This is a genomic window from Vreelandella sp. V005 (assembly GCF_052645115.1).
Window position 1 is genome coordinate 21,445 of the sequence record NZ_JBQXYA010000004.1, and the last position, 15,043, is coordinate 36,487.

16 protein-coding genes and 1 pseudogene are annotated in these 15,043 nt (G+C 52.1%); 13 read left to right on the forward strand and 4 right to left on the reverse strand.

From position 1 onward, the window contains the following. Nucleotides 1-2: 2 nt before the first annotated feature. From fliH to fliF, 3 genes are read right to left on the reverse strand one after another with little or no spacing between them, the layout of a single operon-like run. On the reverse strand, nt 3-776 hold the full coding sequence (fliH, locus tag ACUN8H_RS11170; RefSeq protein WP_445532210.1) for a flagellar assembly protein FliH: 774 nt from the start codon (nt 774-776) through the stop codon (nt 3-5). Continuing rightward, nucleotides 769-1,776 (reverse strand): flagellar motor switch protein FliG, encoded by a 1,008-nt coding sequence (gene fliG, locus ACUN8H_RS11175; RefSeq protein WP_445532211.1) that lies wholly within the window; start codon nt 1,774-1,776, stop codon nt 769-771. Before fliG ends, fliH begins: the two co-directional genes overlap by 8 nt. Further along, complete coding sequence (fliF, locus tag ACUN8H_RS11180) at nt 1,769-3,559, reverse strand: flagellar basal-body MS-ring/collar protein FliF (protein ID WP_445532212.1); 1,791 nt, start codon at nt 3,557-3,559, stop codon at nt 1,769-1,771. The genes fliG and fliF overlap by 8 nt, the downstream gene beginning before the upstream one ends. 253 nt (nt 3,560-3,812) lie before the next feature. On the opposite strand from fliF, the gene fliE reads away from it, so the two are divergent. Further along, nucleotides 3,813-4,145 carry a flagellar hook-basal body complex protein FliE gene (gene fliE / locus ACUN8H_RS11185; protein ID WP_445532213.1) on the forward strand — a complete coding sequence of 111 codons (333 nt, stop codon included), beginning with the start codon at nt 3,813-3,815 and terminating at the stop codon, nt 4,143-4,145. A 38-nt stretch (nt 4,146-4,183) separates the two neighbouring features. Here fliE and ACUN8H_RS11190 read toward each other — a convergent pair whose 3' ends face one another. Next, nucleotides 4,184-4,549, reverse strand: a complete 366-nt coding sequence (locus ACUN8H_RS11190; protein WP_445532214.1) for a flagellar protein FlaG — start codon at nt 4,547-4,549, stop codon at nt 4,184-4,186. A 310-nt stretch (nt 4,550-4,859) separates the two neighbouring features. On the opposite strand from ACUN8H_RS11190, the gene ACUN8H_RS11195 reads away from it, so the two are divergent. The 12 genes and pseudogenes from ACUN8H_RS11195 to ACUN8H_RS11250 all read left to right on the forward strand — a co-directional run. Next, nucleotides 4,860-6,548: an HD domain-containing phosphohydrolase gene (locus tag ACUN8H_RS11195; RefSeq protein WP_445532215.1), complete on the forward strand. Its 1,689-nt coding sequence runs from the start codon at nt 4,860-4,862 to the stop codon at nt 6,546-6,548. A gap of 200 nt (nt 6,549-6,748) precedes the next feature. Further along, the gene (gene fliS / locus ACUN8H_RS11200) at nt 6,749-7,165 is read left to right on the forward strand and encodes a flagellar export chaperone FliS (protein ID WP_445532216.1); all 417 of its coding nucleotides are present in this window, start codon (nt 6,749-6,751) and stop codon (nt 7,163-7,165) included. 7 nt (nt 7,166-7,172) lie between these two features. Beyond that, on the forward strand, nt 7,173-7,583 hold the full coding sequence (gene fliT, locus ACUN8H_RS11205; RefSeq protein WP_445532218.1) for a flagellar protein FliT: 411 nt from the start codon (nt 7,173-7,175) through the stop codon (nt 7,581-7,583). Further along, the gene (gene fliK, locus ACUN8H_RS11210; protein WP_445532219.1) at nt 7,580-8,851 is read left to right on the forward strand and encodes a flagellar hook-length control protein FliK; all 1,272 of its coding nucleotides are present in this window, start codon (nt 7,580-7,582) and stop codon (nt 8,849-8,851) included. Before fliT ends, fliK begins: the two co-directional genes overlap by 4 nt. Next, nucleotides 8,835-9,125, forward strand: coding sequence for an EscU/YscU/HrcU family type III secretion system export apparatus switch protein (locus ACUN8H_RS11215; RefSeq protein ID WP_445532220.1), 291 nt, complete (start codon nt 8,835-8,837; stop codon nt 9,123-9,125). Before fliK ends, ACUN8H_RS11215 begins: the two co-directional genes overlap by 17 nt. 109 nt (nt 9,126-9,234) lie before the next feature. Continuing rightward, on the forward strand, nt 9,235-9,567 hold the full coding sequence (gene flhD, locus ACUN8H_RS11220) for a flagellar transcriptional regulator FlhD (protein ID WP_445532221.1): 333 nt from the start codon (nt 9,235-9,237) through the stop codon (nt 9,565-9,567). After that, nucleotides 9,564-10,106, forward strand: a complete 543-nt coding sequence (gene flhC, locus ACUN8H_RS11225) for a flagellar transcriptional regulator FlhC (RefSeq protein ID WP_445532222.1) — start codon at nt 9,564-9,566, stop codon at nt 10,104-10,106. The genes flhD and flhC overlap by 4 nt, the downstream gene beginning before the upstream one ends. A gap of 255 nt (nt 10,107-10,361) precedes the next feature. Then, nucleotides 10,362-11,231, forward strand: a complete 870-nt coding sequence (gene motA / locus ACUN8H_RS11230; protein ID WP_445532223.1) for a flagellar motor stator protein MotA — start codon at nt 10,362-10,364, stop codon at nt 11,229-11,231. Continuing rightward, nucleotides 11,228-12,154: a flagellar motor protein MotB gene (motB, locus tag ACUN8H_RS11235; RefSeq protein ID WP_445532224.1), complete on the forward strand. Its 927-nt coding sequence runs from the start codon at nt 11,228-11,230 to the stop codon at nt 12,152-12,154. The genes motA and motB overlap by 4 nt, the downstream gene beginning before the upstream one ends. A 54-nt stretch (nt 12,155-12,208) precedes the next feature. Further along, complete coding sequence (gene cheA, locus ACUN8H_RS11240) at nt 12,209-14,293, forward strand: chemotaxis protein CheA (RefSeq protein ID WP_445532225.1); 2,085 nt, start codon at nt 12,209-12,211, stop codon at nt 14,291-14,293. Beyond that, complete coding sequence (gene cheW, locus ACUN8H_RS11245; RefSeq protein WP_445532226.1) at nt 14,290-14,787, forward strand: chemotaxis protein CheW; 498 nt, start codon at nt 14,290-14,292, stop codon at nt 14,785-14,787. The genes cheA and cheW overlap by 4 nt, the downstream gene beginning before the upstream one ends. 77 nt (nt 14,788-14,864) lie before the next feature. Next, nucleotides 14,865-15,032, forward strand: a pseudogene (locus ACUN8H_RS11250) (methyl-accepting chemotaxis protein); the annotation flags it as partial. Nucleotides 15,033-15,043 lie beyond the last annotated feature (11 nt).

The following is a 15,043-nucleotide window of genomic DNA, read 5'->3' on the forward strand; positions in this document are numbered from 1 at the left end:
GCCTAGGATGAAGTGACGTTAGTAGGTGGTGGTGAATTGAGGCCGCGCTTACGTGATTGGGCCTGAATAGCCTGCCAGCGGCTTTCGAATGTCGCGTCTATTTCTCCTTGAGCACTGGTAACACGGCAGCCGCCCCGGGCCAGTTGATCATCGGGTTGGAGTTTCCAGTTAGCGGCCCTGAGCTCATTGCCTAAATGCTCTTCTACCAAAGTATGGTCATTAGGATTGAGCCATAGGCGCTGTTGACCTACCAAGGGTGGCTCCGTGTGTAGAAGCTCGCGCACGATCTCGAGTATTTGCTCAGGGGTTTCCTGTAGCGCATTGCTGGCCAGCTGTTTACCTGTTGCCAGGGCTAGCTCAACGAGGTCGTGGGCAATGGTTTCATCAATACGCTCTAGTGCATCAGAGAACTGTTTTGCCAAACTTTTCAATGGAGTAACGGTTGATCGTATTTCTTCTTGCAGGGCTGCTTGGGTTTGCTCGGCGGCCTCTGCTAAGCCTTTTTCCATTCCCTCTTCATACCCCCGCTGAAAGCCCGCTTTATAGCCTTCTTCTTCAGCTTGCTGACGAATGCGGTCATGGAGTTCCTGACGCTCTTGCTCCTCACGTTGGTGCGCCAGTTCGGCTGCTTTTTCTGCCGCTTGCACTTTGCGCTGATGAGCCGTTGGCACATTGTGCTCGTGGGTTTGCTCGCTGGACTTGGTCGCTAGCTCTTCCATTTGCCAGCGGCGCCAATCGCCATGGCGGTCAAATTTGGGCGATTGAGTACTAGACATACTCATCATCTCCTCCGGCCAGAACGATTTCACCTGAATCAGCTAAACGTCGGACAACCTGCAAAATAGCTTTCTGTTCGGTTTCGACTTGAGAAACGCGGATAGGACCCCGAGCTTCCATATCTTCACGAACCAGATCGGCGGCGCGCTGTGACATGTTACGCAGGAATTTGTCAACCAAGGCGTCCTGCGCGCCTTTAAGTGCTACCACCAGCGAGTTGGTATCCACTTCTTGTAGTACCATTTGAATGGCGCGGTTATCGAGATCAAGCAGATTCTCGAACAAGAACATTTCGTCGATAATTTTTTGCGCCAAATCTTCGCTGTGCGCACGCACGGTCTCGATAGCGGTCTCTTCCTGGGAAGAGTTCATTAGGTTGAGGATCTCAGCAGCCGTTCTTACGCCGCCCATTTTGCTGCGCTTGAGATTTTGGCCGTCGAGCATGCTGGTCAGTACTTCGGTCAGCTCTTGTAAGGCGGCGGGCTGAACACCGCTGAAGGTAGCAATACGAAGCACGACATCGTTACGCAGCTTTTCTTCGAATAGCTCAAGAATATCGGATGCTTGATGGCGATCCAGATGAACCAAAATGGTAGCTATAATTTGCGGATGTTCGTCCCGGATAAGCTCAGACACCATCGACGCTTCCATAAGATTGAGAGCATCGATTCCCGAATTATTGCCCGTCGTCTCGAGAATGTCTTCAATCAGGCTGGTTGCACGTTCGCTGCCCAACGCTTTCGTCAACACCGAGCGGATATGGTCGCTGGAGTTAAGGTTCAGTGCTACGAACTCTTCCGTCTCTTTATGGAATGCTTCGAGCACGGCCTTCATGTCGTCATGGGAGACTTGGTTCAGTTTGGCCATTTCCATACTAATTTCTTGCACTTCCGCGGCGCTAAGGTATTTAAATATCTCGGCGGCGCTGTCTTCATCGAGCGCAAGCAATAAGATGGCGCTCTTGCGGGCGCCACTCATTTCAGCAATTGAACTACTCATTAGCATTCATCCAGCTACGAATGATCATCGCGACCATGCGGGGGTCTTCTTGAGCCATTTCACGCAGGTCGTTGAGGTTATGCTCATAAAGTGAGGTTTTACGCCGCCGCTTCGGCTTGGCGTAGGTCTCATCGTTATCGTCAGAAGACGTTTCGCCCTCTTCGTAATCATCGTCGCTACCTACGCTCGTGGCTAATGTGCCGCCAGGAAACGCAGTGGCCATGACCGGTGGTTGGGTATAGCGCTTTATTAAGGGACGTAATATCAGCAGGTAAAGTAGCAAGATGGCCAGCGCAACCAGCAGATAGCGGCCCAGGCTGGCGGCCATCGAAAGGGTGCTTGGTTGTTGCCACCATTCCACATCTGGGGTTTCATCTTCACTGCGCGCGAATGGCGAATTAACGACTTCGACTTCATCGCCACGCAGCTGTGAAAACCCCATCGCTTGGCGCACCAAGCGCTCAATCTGGGCAACTTCAATCTCGGTTAGGGCGACATCAACCCATTCACCTTCGTCATTCATCTCTGTGCGGTAGTTGACTACCACCGCCGCTGATAACCGCTCTATTTGGCCCAGCCGATGTTGTACATGCTCGATGCTGCGATCGACTTCATAGTTAATAACATCGTCTTGGCGCAAATTGCGTAATGCTTCAGGCGCGACATTATCTTGTTGCTCTTCGCCACCTTCGTCTCCCTCTTGGTCACCTTCTGGCTGGTTGATCGGGGAGGGCAGGGTGCCTGGCGGGGTATTGCTTAGCGCACCAGGAATGCCTGTGGCCAATGGGTCTTCACCATCAAAGGCAAGGCTGAGCTGACGGCTACGCACGGCTGCCTCGTTGGGCGGCTGGTTCGGGCCGTATCGTTCTGACGTTTGCTCGCGCCGTGAAAAATCGATTTGTGCAGCCACTTGGGCGCGTACGTTATCGCGACCTAAGATGGGCGTTAAAATATTTTCAATACGCTGCTGATAAGAGCGCTCTACCTCGACAATGTACTCTAGCTGCGATCCATCCAGGTCGTTGCCGCTACTCGTTTCAGCAGACAGCAATCGCCCATCCTGGTTGACCACGGTGACGTCTTCAGCGGCAAGGTCTGGGACGCTACCTGAAACCATGTGCACGATAGCGCTAACTTGCCCTTCGCCAAGTACTCGGCCGGGTAAAAGGGTGAGCACGACAGACGCCTTAGCGGGCTCACGATCGCGAATAAAGACCGACGGTTTAGCCATCGAGAGGTGGACACGAACGCCTTCTACCGGACCCAGTGACTCAATCGAACGTGCGAGTTCGCCCTCTAGGCCGCGTTGGTAATTAATTTGCTCGGCAAATTGGCTGATGCCAAACGCCTGGCTATCCATTAATTCCAGGCCCAAATTGCCGCCACGCGGCAAACCCTGCTCGGCGAGTTGTAGCCGCAAGGTGTGAACCTGGTCGCTTGGCACCATCAGTGCTTGGCCGCTTTCACTGAACTGATAGGCAATGCCGCGCGTATCCAGCTCATTGATGATACTACCACCATCGGTTTCGCTAAGATTGCTGTAAAGCACGCGGTACTCTGGGCTGCTTGCCCACATGAAGAGTGCCGCCACAATAGCAATAGACGCAGCACCGGCGATGAGCAGTGCGACCAGCGGGTTACCGCGCAATTGCTTAAGCGCTCGCCCGAAGGCCGAGTCGCTGCCAGCATCGCGTGCGGTATTTCCATTGGCGGTGGTGCCGCTACGGGGAGCGGCTTGATTCGTACTGTTTTGACGGCCTGCCGTTGCACCGGTTTCGCTCATGCTTCCCTCCAAAGGGGCAGGCAAAACTGGTGTCGGCCCAGGCGCATCACCAAAGAAGGCATAGGCTATATCCGTCAATCGCGGTTATCCGCCAAAAAGGTGAGGCGGAATTGTGATGGACGCCATTATCCGGTGGCCTGTCCAGCCTAAAGGAACGATAAGCTTCGCTTTTTATGCGTATTTGTCCGTATGAGATAACTAGCTTCAGTGTTAGGCTTTTTGCATTAGGTTTTTTGCGAATCGAGGTATGCGTATGAGCACTCCCGCAATACAGGCTGCCCTTCAGCAGATGCAGGGCTTGGCAACCCAGGCGGCGTCCACGCAGCCGCTTAATGGCGCTCAGGCTTCTACAGCGGTTGGTCATGGCGGGTTTGGGGGCGAGCTTCAAGCTTCTATTCAGCGCATTAATCGACTTCAGCAGGCAGCTAACAGTCAAGCCATGGCTTTTCAGGCGGGTGACCCAAATTTGCAGCTAAACGATGTGATGGTCGATATGCAAAAATCCAGTGTTGCTTTTCAAATGGGGCTTCAGGTTCGCAACAGGTTAGTCTCTGCATATCGTGATGTGATGAACATGCAAGTATAGCGATTTCGCTGATTATAAATGCTTGTCTGTGTAAATCCTTAGGCTTCAAGTGAGATTAACTGTCCTTGCATTTCTTCTAGTCTCTCTGCGATTTTTAGCACTTCTTCAGCGGGTATTTGACGGATTACGTCTCCAGATTCCCGGTCAATGACTCGGGTAATAACACGCGATGAATTTTCGCTTAGTTCGAACTCCAGGCCTCGTGGGCGCATTGTCTCATTGATACGCTGGATAGGTTCGACGAGTTCCCCTGTCTTTATCTCTCGTTCGTCATTGCCGTTATTCTTAAGCTGGATATTGGTCGGCGCTAGTTGGGCCAACGTGCTCTCTAGTCGCTGTCTTGGGTTTAAATTGCTGAACGGCGAGGTTAGCGGTGTCGTTGCTTCAGTGGGTAATGAACTCATGGGTACATTCCTCTTGAAAGTCAGCTCTGATAGCCAGTTGATAGTGCAACAATGAAAAGTAGCGGCTCTAGCTTGGTTTTTTGGGTGTCGCTATTCCTTTTGTCGGCACGGCACAGAAAAACTTTATGTTGTGCTAAGGCGGATGGGCGCTGAGCGCGTCGACGCTATGTTTTTTTACTCTTTGCTTACTATAGCCCACTTAATAGGCGTAGGAATGGTGGCTTTTTGTGCATACGCCGCCTAATTAGCATCTGATATGCTTCTTCGCCTTGCGGGAACCAATTAACGCATAAAAGTGAGCGAGGCAAGCATGGTAATCCAGCAGGATGAGTTTGAAACAATAGCAAACACAACAGTGATCGAGTCTCTGCTGAACACGCTCATTGAAACGGGTGGCGTAACACTATGCCTTGCTAGTGCGGATGCACGTCCAGAGCCCATTGTCTTAATGGAGCAGCATCTGAAACAAACCTTGGTGATGGATCTCTCCTCGGTTGATTATCTACTACACCACTTGCAGGGAGGTACTGCTTTCTATTTGCGTGGCCAAGCGCAAGGCAAGGTAGTTAAAACTCCCTTTTTGCACTTGACGGAAACGCGTCATGCGGGGGGGCGTTTTTTATGTTGCAGTGATTACCCTGCAACGTTGGATGTGCTTCAGCGTCGTGACTCCTTTCGTGCCGAGCTGCGAATGGGGATGGTGGTGACAGCTGTTTTGGGAAGCGGCGAGGCCCAAGCGGCGGGTGAATTAAAAGATCTTTCTCAGGATGGCTGCCAGCTCGAGTTACCCTTGGCGGCTAGCGGGCTGTTGGCAGAATCGTCTAGTCCCCTCAAGTTGGCGTTTACTTTTCCTGATGGCACTTATTTTGAGGTGCTTGGCTGTGCCCGCCACCAGCAGGCCGATGCAGAACGACACCTGCTGCGCGTTGGCTTTAACTTCGTTGAGTGCAGTGCGGAGCAAGAGCGGCAGATTTGGTATTTTGTCTGTGAAATTGAGCGTGAAGCCGCGCGCTATAAAAAAGAACAGCCGGGCGATCGTCAACCTTCACCACTGTTCACAATGCCAAGCAAGCGCACGGGTGCCGAGGAGCTGCTGGGTCGCCGGGATATTCAGCGCTACGCCACCCCGATGGCGCGTCGTTTGGTGAAAGTGGCGGCCTATTTAGACACACAGCTCCTTGCATTGCAGCAAGGCAGTGATATCAATGGGCGTCAACTCTCGCGTTATGCTGATCGTATTTTGGAGCTTCACGAAGAGGATCGTGAAGCCTTGCTGTTCGCCTCTCGGTGCTTGTTTCCAGAACCTTTGGTGGTACGCCATGGTATTGCGGTAGCTATTCATTTGCTGGATTTTGTGGGTGGCAGCATGCCGCGGGATTTGCGCAAAGCGATTGTCGCCAGCGGACTTATTCATGATTTGGGCAAAGCGCTGGTTCCCCAAGTGCTGTTCAAGGCCCCGCATTTCGAAGCGAGTCACCGAGAGGCCATTAGCGAACATGTGCAATTGTTGTTGGATCGCTTAAATAACTGCCAATGGTTGGCCCCAGCTATTGTCCAGGCGGTGATTGGTGGCATTAACGAGCGCATGGATGGTAGCGGTTATCCTGATGGCCTGAGTGGTAATGATCTTAACGAGTTAGCGAAAGCCAGCGCTGTGGTCGATGTGGTAGAAGCAATGCGGCGCGACCGGGCCGATCGGCCTGCCAAAACGGCTCAGCAAATTTATCGCCATTTATTACACCACCCCCATCAATTTGATATGCGTTGGATCAAGCGCTACATCGAACACTTCAAGGGCCTGCCTGTAGGGTCATTGGCACTTTTTTCCAGCCAGCAGCAGGGCTGGATCTTACGCATCGATGCAAAAGGCAACCCCACCGAGGTCTTGCTTGCGCCACAAGCTGAGCCTCCCATGCGGGATAATGTAGGCACGGTGGTGAGAGACGGCATTGTTGAGCGGCTCGGGCGATCCGTAGGTGAGGTGGCGGTTTCTACCTGAAAGAAAAGTTCATAGGGAATGATAGGCAGTTAATACTACGTACAGCGTTAGGCAAAAAAAGCCGCGTTAGACGTTAAAGTCGCTAAGGCTTGCGCCGATAGATAACAGTAGCAGCGTGTAGTTTGCTGTTTTTATAATTTTTAATTTTTCGTGGTTTCCCGCTTTAAGCGAACACAAAACCACGTACAGGAGTTCCGCTTATGACTTACTCTCGCGGTGGCGCCGCTTATGGGCGTGGAGCTAACGCTTATGCGCGTGTCGGCGTAGAAAGCGGAGTGATGTCGGCAGACCCGCATCAGCTAATTGTGATGCTATTTGATGGTGCTAAAGCCGCTATTCGTGCTGCACGTATTCACATGCAGGCTGGTAATACGGCTGAGAAAGGTAAGTCGATCTCAAAAGCGCTGGATATCGTTAACAACGGTCTCGCCGCCGCGCTCGATCAGGAGAAGGGTGGAGAAATTGCCGAGCGCTTAGCCTCCTTATATGACTACATTGCTCGGCTGCTCTTGACGGCTAATCTGCGTAACGATGAAGAGAGCTTGAATCAGGCTGAACGTTTGCTTGATGATATTGGCTCAGCGTGGCGTGATATCGGCCAGCGGCAGAGCGCGTGAGGCAATAATGTCAGCTTTTACAACCGCTCGTGATCAAAATGCTCAACAGTCACTACTCGCTAGCTATGAAGCGCTACTGAGCAGCGTTGAACATATGCATGAACTTGCCAATGCTGAGAAGTGGGCAGACCTCATTGAGCAACGCACCAACTATGTTGTGTTAGTAGAGCAATTGCGTGAGCTGGACGCAACGGTGTTGCTTGACGCTGCCGCTCAACAGCGTAAAGCAGAACTACTTGAAAGCATACTTGAGCATGACGTTGATATTCGGCGTCGTTTGGTCGCTCGCCGAGACGAGTTGGGTAAGCTGATTGGGGTGTCTCAACGACAGCGCGACCTTCATCGTGCTTATGCGCCCCAGCAGGGCGTGCCGTCTCCCTATTTAGCAGACGATGCTGATACCAAGAGGTCGTCGTGAGCGGCATTAATCCCCTCATTGATACGCTCTTGCATCAAGTATTAGGGCGACAGGGAGAAGTATCGCTGCAGCGGGCACTGGATCCGCCAGTGAAGCCAATACCGCCTGGCGAAGGGCCTCGCGCTGTGATGCGTGATGCTAATTTAGATGGTCGAGCACCGGCTTCCCCGCTAAATGATTTAAAACGTTTACCCCATCCGCTTGGTGGTGATAGAGCGCTCCCGGGCGGAGAGCCACTGCCTTCTTCGCCTGGATCCACCCAGACCCACTTTAGCCCCGCTGCCCGGACTATTGCTGATGTTTTATTGCGTTTTCCAGCGCCTCCCTCCGTCATGCGCCCCGAGGCGCCTCTTGTCGCCGGTCATGAAACGCCTGGGGCTAGTACAGTAGCGGCGCGTTTAGAAGCCAGTGTCCGAGATAGTGGGCTGTTTTATGAATCGCATTTAAAGCGTTGGTTTCAGGGCGAGGGTAATCGCCAACAATTGCTCAATGAGCCACAAATGCAGGCTGGGCCACGACCTTTAGCACCTTTGTTGCCCACGGGGCCGGGTGTTTCGCAAGCACTGACGGGATTGTCGCCACTGGCGACACCCAATGCCGCTGGGCAAGGGCTCGCGCTCTTACCTAATGGGCCGTTTGTGCCCATCACTCATGGACATAGTTCGGCGCCGGGGCAAGGCTTACTCCCTGGCCAGGGTGTCGTCGCCGTCACGCCGCCGCCGGCTTCAACCCCTGGGTCCGTTTCAACGCCTTCTGCCACTATGAACGGGGTAACGTCTGAGAGTGGCCAAGCAAGAGCTGACTTGAGTCATGCAAGGGAAGTGACCGAGCTGATGGCTCAGCGCTCGACGCGAGAGGTAGTGCATGAAAGTCTTCAGAGTCTAGTCCGCCAGCAACTTGAAATGCTGGTGATGCCGACTATTCGCTGGGAAGGTGATGTATGGGCAGGCATTTTTATGGCTTTGGTGATCAATGTGCCAGCGCGTGAAGAGGGGCAGGAGAGTAGTCAGAAAGAGGGTGAGCCCAAGGACGGTTGGCGCTCTGATATGCAGTTAGACGTTCCTAATTTGGGGGCGTTCAATGCTTCGCTGTGGCTCTATCGAAGTGTGCTAAGCATCGATTTCACCACTGAAAACACAGCGGCGTATCAACGAATCGATGCGGGGTTGCCGGCCTTGGAAAAGCGACTGGAAGCTTTAGATCTTCAAAAAGTGCAGCTTCGTGCACGCTATGTCGAAGCGGAGGCAGCCCATGACCACGCCGGGTGAGCGTCGTCGCCAAGCCGTGGCACTGGCTTATCAAGAAAATGATCGCGCCCCTCGCGTTGTGGCAAAGGGCTATGGTGATTTAGCCGAGCGCATTATGGCAGAAGCTCAGCGGCAGGGTATTTATGTGCACGATGCGCCCGAACTAGTGGCGCTATTAATGCAGCTAGATTTGGACGCAGAAATCCCTGCAGGACTCTACCAAATTGTCGCAGAACTTTTGGTATGGGTGTTCGAATTGTCGGAAGGCGGGCTAAGTCATCGTGACATGCCTTAGTAGCCAATCACAGACGTTGTATGCAACCATGAGGATAGGTAATAAAAAGTCATTAATGGCGCCAGTATAATGGTCACAATATCGCGCCTGAGTCGTTTAATGGGACATCATGAGTCAAACCAACTTTCTCGATGAAATTCAGGAAATAAATTTAGCGTATTTACTTCTGGCGCAGCGCTTGCTTGATGAAGATCGCGAGGCCGCTATGTTTCGCTTGAAAATAAATAGTGATGTTGCCGAGCTTCTTGTCTCCCTCAATGCTCGTCAACTCACCAAGTTGGCACGTACTAGCCAACTGCTGTGCCGGTTTAGTCAAACGAGCGCTGAGCGGCTGCGCCAGCTCACTGAGAATCCACGTGATCAGGGGTTGGCAGGGCTTCATGCTTCGCTACTGCTGGCGAGCGAATCTTTTGAGTCCATGCCCTCAGGAGAAGAGAAGTGAGCCAGAAAAGCTTGGTCGATGAAATGCACCAAGTGCAGTTGGCGATTGAGCTAATTGAACTTGGGGCGCGCTTGCAGGTGCTGGAGACAGAAACGGAATTAAGCCGCACGCGTTTGATCAAGCTATACAAGGAAGTGCGGGGCATGTCGCCGCCTAAAGGCATGCTACCTTTTTCCACTGACTGGTTTATAACGTGGCTACCTAACGTTCACTCATCACTGTTTTTCAATATTTATCTAAGCCTAAAAGAGGCGGCAGGCTGCGAGCGAATTGATGCCTTTGTTAAAGCGTACCGACTTTATGATGAGCAAATGTCATTGGAAAAGGTGGAGCCGGTACTGGGGTTGACGCGCGCCTGGACGCTAGTACGGTTTTTTGAAAGTGACCTGCTGCAGCTCAATCAGTGTACGCGCTGTACAGGGCAGTTCGTGGCTCATGCGCATAGCCCTGCTCAGTACTATGTGTGCGGTATCTGCCAACCTCCTTCCAGGGCAGGTAAAACACGCAAGTCGCAGCAGGAGAATAGTGAAAAAATGTAACAACACCAGCTGCCTCGCGCCAATGAACGGTGTTTGAGGTATAAGACATAATGCTGATCGCTTGGTAGCAATAAAAGGCCAGCTTATTGACGTAGATAGCTGTAAAAGACGGTGATACTTTTTCATTAAACGGCAGCTTAGCCCTAGTATGATGAGGCTAGATTGTGCTTGGGATGGAACATCGCTTAAACATCAGAACAGGTGGCTAAGTTTTGGTTCCCTTACTTAATATTGAATACCGCAAGGACCTTGCTTGTGCTGATACCTCTAGGCTATGTGATCGTATTGCTTTCTGTGTTTGGTGGCTATGTGTTGGCAGGCGGCAAGTTAGGCCCTCTCTATCAACCACTAGAGCTATTGATTATCGGGGGGGCAGGTGTTGGCGCATTCATTGCTGCCAATAACGGCAAGGCGATTAAAGCGACGTTTAAAATCTTGCCCAGGCTCAAACGGGCGAAAAAATATAATAAAGCGTTGTATATGGAGCTAATGGCGCTGCAGTACAAGCTGCTGACCAAAATCCGTCGTGAGGGCATGCTAGGTATTGAGCGTGATATTGATAATCCTCAGGAGAGCCCGCTTTTCCAGGAACATCCTACGGTGCTGTCAGATCCCCATATCATGAATTTTTTAACGGATTACCTGCGTTTAATGGTCAGTGGTGGTATGGAGCCGATGGAAATTGATGAGCTGATGCTGCATGAGATTGAGGTCTTTGAGCAAGAGGCGCATATACCTATTGACGCCATCGCCAAAGTAGGCGATGCCATGCCCGCCTTTGGTATTGTCGCGGCGGTCATGGGGGTCGTAAAAACGCTTACCTATGCAGATGCTACACCGGCCCAGATGGGCATCATGATTGGGCAAGCATTGGTGGGTACTTTTTTAGGTATCTTGCTGGGCTACGGGTTCATCAGTCCGCTGGCAAGTTATATCGACCGTCAAGCGAAAGAAGCAGAAAAAATGTTGCAGTGTATCCGTATCACGCTGCTCGCCAGCCTGCACGGTTATGCACCTCAGTTAGCAGTAGAATTTGGTCGCAAAGCGCTATTTGCTGCTGAGCGTCCGAGTTTTGTAGAGCTCGAGGAATATGTTAGAGATGCAAAAAAGGCCGGTAGCGCATGAGCAAGGGTGGTGACAAGCGTCCTATCGTTATTCGGCGCAAAAAAGTCGTTCACGCCCACCATGGTGGAGCTTGGAAAATTGCTCTAGCGGATTTCATGACCGCTTTGATGGCTTTTTTTTTAGTGCTCTGGCTATTAAGTGTTTCCAGTGAAGAGACACGCAGAGGTGTTGCTGAGTACTTCAGCACACCCCTCGTCACCGCTATGACGGGTGGGGATCGCTCTGGTAGTACGAGTGTCATTCCTGGCGGTGGCCCTGATCCGACCCATAGTGACGGGGAACGAGCGCGTATTGACACGTTGCAGCGCACTCGCCCCAGCGCTGAAGACCGACGCAGGTTAATAAACGTACAAGAACGCATTGAGCGAGCGATTGAGCGCGATCCCGAGCTTCGCCAGCTGCGCAATCAGATGCGCTTTGATTTGACCCGTGAGGGGTTACGTATACAGCTACTCGATACTGACCAGCGGCCCATGTTTGAGTTGGGTAGCGACCAAGTAGTGCCGTACATGCGCAGCCTGTTACGTACCATCGCGCCACTGCTTAACGAGCTACCAAATGAACTAAGTATCAGTGGCCACACTGACAGCGTGCCCTATGCGGGAGGCTATCGCGGCTATAGCAACTGGGAACTTTCCAACGACCGAGCTAATGCGTCGCGTCGTGAGCTTATTGCAGGTGGGTTTGATCCAGATCAGTTACTCCGTGTATCGGGCTTTGCAGACCGGGTACTGTTGCCGGAGACTGAACCAACAGACCCTATTAATCGCCGTATAGAGTTGGTGGTGTTGCTGCCCGAAATAGCGGAAGCGATCCTTAATCCAACTGTTATGAGCTCGGAGGCTTCATTGCCAGACGCTTCAATCGAGGCGTTAAGAGAATTACCACAACAAGACGAGCCTCAGTCGCAAGCACCAGAGTGACCTGAGCCTGTCATAGCCTTTCATAAAAAAGCGACGTTAAGGGTGGAGCGGTGAATGGATATAGCGGATTTTTTTGACACCTTTTTTGAAGAGGCAGAAGAGCTGTTATCCGATATGGAACAGCACTTGTTGGAGCTGGATGTAGATGATCCGGACAGCGAGCAGCTCAATGCTATTTTCCGTGCCGCCCACTCGATCAAAGGGGGCGCAGGAACCTTTGGTTTTGTCGTGTTGCAGAAAACCACGCATATTTTGGAAAACCTTCTTGATTACGCACGTAAGGGTGAGCTGACGCTGCGCGCCGACCTCGTGGATACCTTTTTAGAGGCTAAAGACATCATGCATGAGCAACTCGATGCCTACCGCAGTGAAGAGGAGCCAAACCAGGAGGCATTTGAACGCATTTGCCAAACGCTGCAACAAATTGCCTTGGATGAAATCGGTGAACAGTTGGATGGGCCGCCCCCCGCCGCTGCACCCAAAGCCTCGCCTGCCACTATCGAAAGCAACGTAGAAGCAAACAATAGCGAAGAGCCGGACGCAGGCGGTCATCTGTTAGTTGCGCTGCTTAATGTTGAGGATAAAGACCGCATTTTACTGGTTGAGGAGCTAGAGCAGCTAGGTGAAGTGCTCTCCCAATCGGGTGACGCGAAGCGCTATGAAGTCGTTCTTAAAAGCAGTGACAGCGCTGACGATATTGAAGCCGTCATGTGTTTTATTATCGAGCCGGAGCAGATAGCCATAACGGCCGTCGAGGGGAAGGTGGCTGAATCGGTTACTACTCCCCCAGCAGTGTCGGCCCCCGCTGCGCCAGCGCCCAAGGCACCTGCACCACCCGCAGCCCCTAAAGGGCAGTCAGCGGCATCCGCCGCTAAAGAGAAACCTAAAAAAGCCGCTGCTGAATCGTCGTCCATACGGGTCTCCGTGGATAAAGTCGATCAAATTATCAATTTGGTGGGTGAGCTGATTATCACCCAGTCGATGCTTGATCAGACGGTGAGCGATTTAGAAGACCAGTCCGTGGGTAACAGCTCATTGCAAAATGGCATGAGCCTTTTACAGCGCAACGCGCGTGACCTCCAAGAGGCGGTCATGTCGATCCGTATGATTCCCATGGAGTTTGTCTTCAGTCGCTTCCCTCGCGTGGTCCGCGACACCGCTGGCAAATTGGGTAAAGAGATTGAACTGGTTACCGAAGGCAAGTCGACCGAGCTGGATAAAAGTCTGGTGGAAAGGATCACCGATCCGTTAACCCATCTAGTGCGCAATAGCCTTGATCACGGTGTTGAAATGCCGGATGTACGCGAAGCCATTGGCAAGCCGCGTATGGGTAAGTTAACGCTATCGGCGCGCCATCAGGGCGGTAATATCCTGATCGAAGTGCGTGACGATGGTGCAGGTATGGATCGTGATCGCTTGCTTGCGAAAGCGCGTGAAAATGGCCTTAACGTCTCCGAAACCATGTCGGACGAAGAGGTTTTCCAGCTTATTTTCGCCCCTGGCTTTTCCACTGCCAAAGAAGTCACCGACGTTTCCGGCCGAGGCGTGGGCATGGATGTCGTGAAGCGCAATATCCAAAGCATGGGCGGGCGCGTTGAAATCCAGTCGAAGCTAGGCGAAGGCACTAATACACGCATCGTGTTGCCGCTTACGCTGGCCATTTTGGACGGTATGTCGATTAAAGTGGGTGGCGAGACGTTCATTCTTCCGCTTTCCACTGTGCTGGAGTCGCTCCAGCCTTCTAAAGACGATATGTACGCGATGGCCGGGGATGATGTGGTCATTAAAGTGCGTGATGAATACCTGCCGGTGATCGCGATTCATGAAGTGCTTGATGTTGCCAGTGCGATTACTGACCCCACCAAAAGCATCGCCGTTATTGTCCAGGGCGAAGGTCGACGTTACGCCATGCTGGTGGACGAACTGATTGGCCAACAGCAAGTTGTGGTCAAGAACTTGGAAGACAATTACCGCAAAGTGCCAGGCATCTCGGCCGCTACTATTTTAGGGGATGGTAGCGTTGCGTTAATCCTCGATATTACCGGTTTACATCGCTTGAGCCGGTACAAGAAAGAAGCAGGCAAAAAAGTAGTGAACAATCAAAACCTATCATTTTTCAAGGAGGCTGAGCCGTCATGAGCCAAGCCAATAGTGGGGCGGTCTTAGCCGCAGAAGCCGAAAACCGCGAATTTCTGGTGTTTTCATTGGGCGAAGAAGAGTACGCCATCGATATTTTGAAAGTGCAGGAAATTCGTGGGTACGAAAATGTCACCCGCATTGCCAATGCGCCGGATTTCATCAAAGGGGTGACCAATCTGCGTGGCGTGATCGTGCCGATCGTCGACCTCCGTATTAAGTTTCACCTTGATAACGTCGAATACGGCGGCCAAACGGTGGTGATCGTGGTCAATGTCGCAGACCGCGTGGTCGGCATCGTGGTCGATGGCGTTTCTGATGTAATGACACTCACGCCTGACCAAATCAAGCCGGCCCCTGAGTTTGGTGTCACGCTCTCGTCTGATTTCCTAAGCGGCCTAGGCAGTCTAGATGACCGCATGTTGGTGCTGGTGGATATCGACAAGCTGCTAACCAGCGAAGAGATGGCGCTGGTAGACAGCACCAGTAGTCATTAGTAGTCAAAAGATATAGCAGTATAAATGGTATGACGTTGCAGTTTGGAGTGGCGAAGTAGCCGGACCAATCGTTTTTTACCATGCAGGAAATTAACGCTAGTTCGCACTAGGTGACGGATATTATTACAGTTACCGATAATATTGCGTTTCAGCCCTATATTTTGGCACTCAATGCCTTTGTGGAGGCTGCTCGTGCTGTCGAAGAAGTTAAAGGATTCGCTGTGATGGCGCAGGAAGTACGCACGCCAACTGTGGC

Bases quoted from the DNA above. Each gene is read 5' to 3' on its own strand.
- fliH (WP_445532210.1), bottom strand. From the start codon at position 776: ATGTCTAGTACTCAATCGCCCAAATTTGACCGCCATGGCGATTGGCGC.
- fliG (WP_445532211.1), bottom strand. From the start codon at position 1,776: ATGAGTAGTTCAATTGCTGAAATGAGTGGCGCCCGCAAGAGCGCCATC.
- fliF (WP_445532212.1), bottom strand. From the start codon at position 3,559: ATGAGCGAAACCGGTGCAACGGCAGGCCGTCAAAACAGTACGAATCAA.
- fliE (WP_445532213.1), top strand. From the start codon at position 3,813: ATGAGCACTCCCGCAATACAGGCTGCCCTTCAGCAGATGCAGGGCTTG.
- ACUN8H_RS11190 (WP_445532214.1), bottom strand. From the start codon at position 4,549: ATGAGTTCATTACCCACTGAAGCAACGACACCGCTAACCTCGCCGTTC.
- ACUN8H_RS11195 (WP_445532215.1), top strand. From the start codon at position 4,860: ATGGTAATCCAGCAGGATGAGTTTGAAACAATAGCAAACACAACAGTG.
- fliS (WP_445532216.1), top strand. From the start codon at position 6,749: ATGACTTACTCTCGCGGTGGCGCCGCTTATGGGCGTGGAGCTAACGCT.
- fliT (WP_445532218.1), top strand. From the start codon at position 7,173: ATGTCAGCTTTTACAACCGCTCGTGATCAAAATGCTCAACAGTCACTA.
- ACUN8H_RS11215 (WP_445532220.1), top strand. From the start codon at position 8,835: ATGACCACGCCGGGTGAGCGTCGTCGCCAAGCCGTGGCACTGGCTTAT.
- flhD (WP_445532221.1), top strand. From the start codon at position 9,235: ATGAGTCAAACCAACTTTCTCGATGAAATTCAGGAAATAAATTTAGCG.
- motB (WP_445532224.1), top strand. From the start codon at position 11,228: ATGAGCAAGGGTGGTGACAAGCGTCCTATCGTTATTCGGCGCAAAAAA.
- cheA (WP_445532225.1), top strand. From the start codon at position 12,209: ATGGATATAGCGGATTTTTTTGACACCTTTTTTGAAGAGGCAGAAGAG.
- cheW (WP_445532226.1), top strand. From the start codon at position 14,290: ATGAGCCAAGCCAATAGTGGGGCGGTCTTAGCCGCAGAAGCCGAAAAC.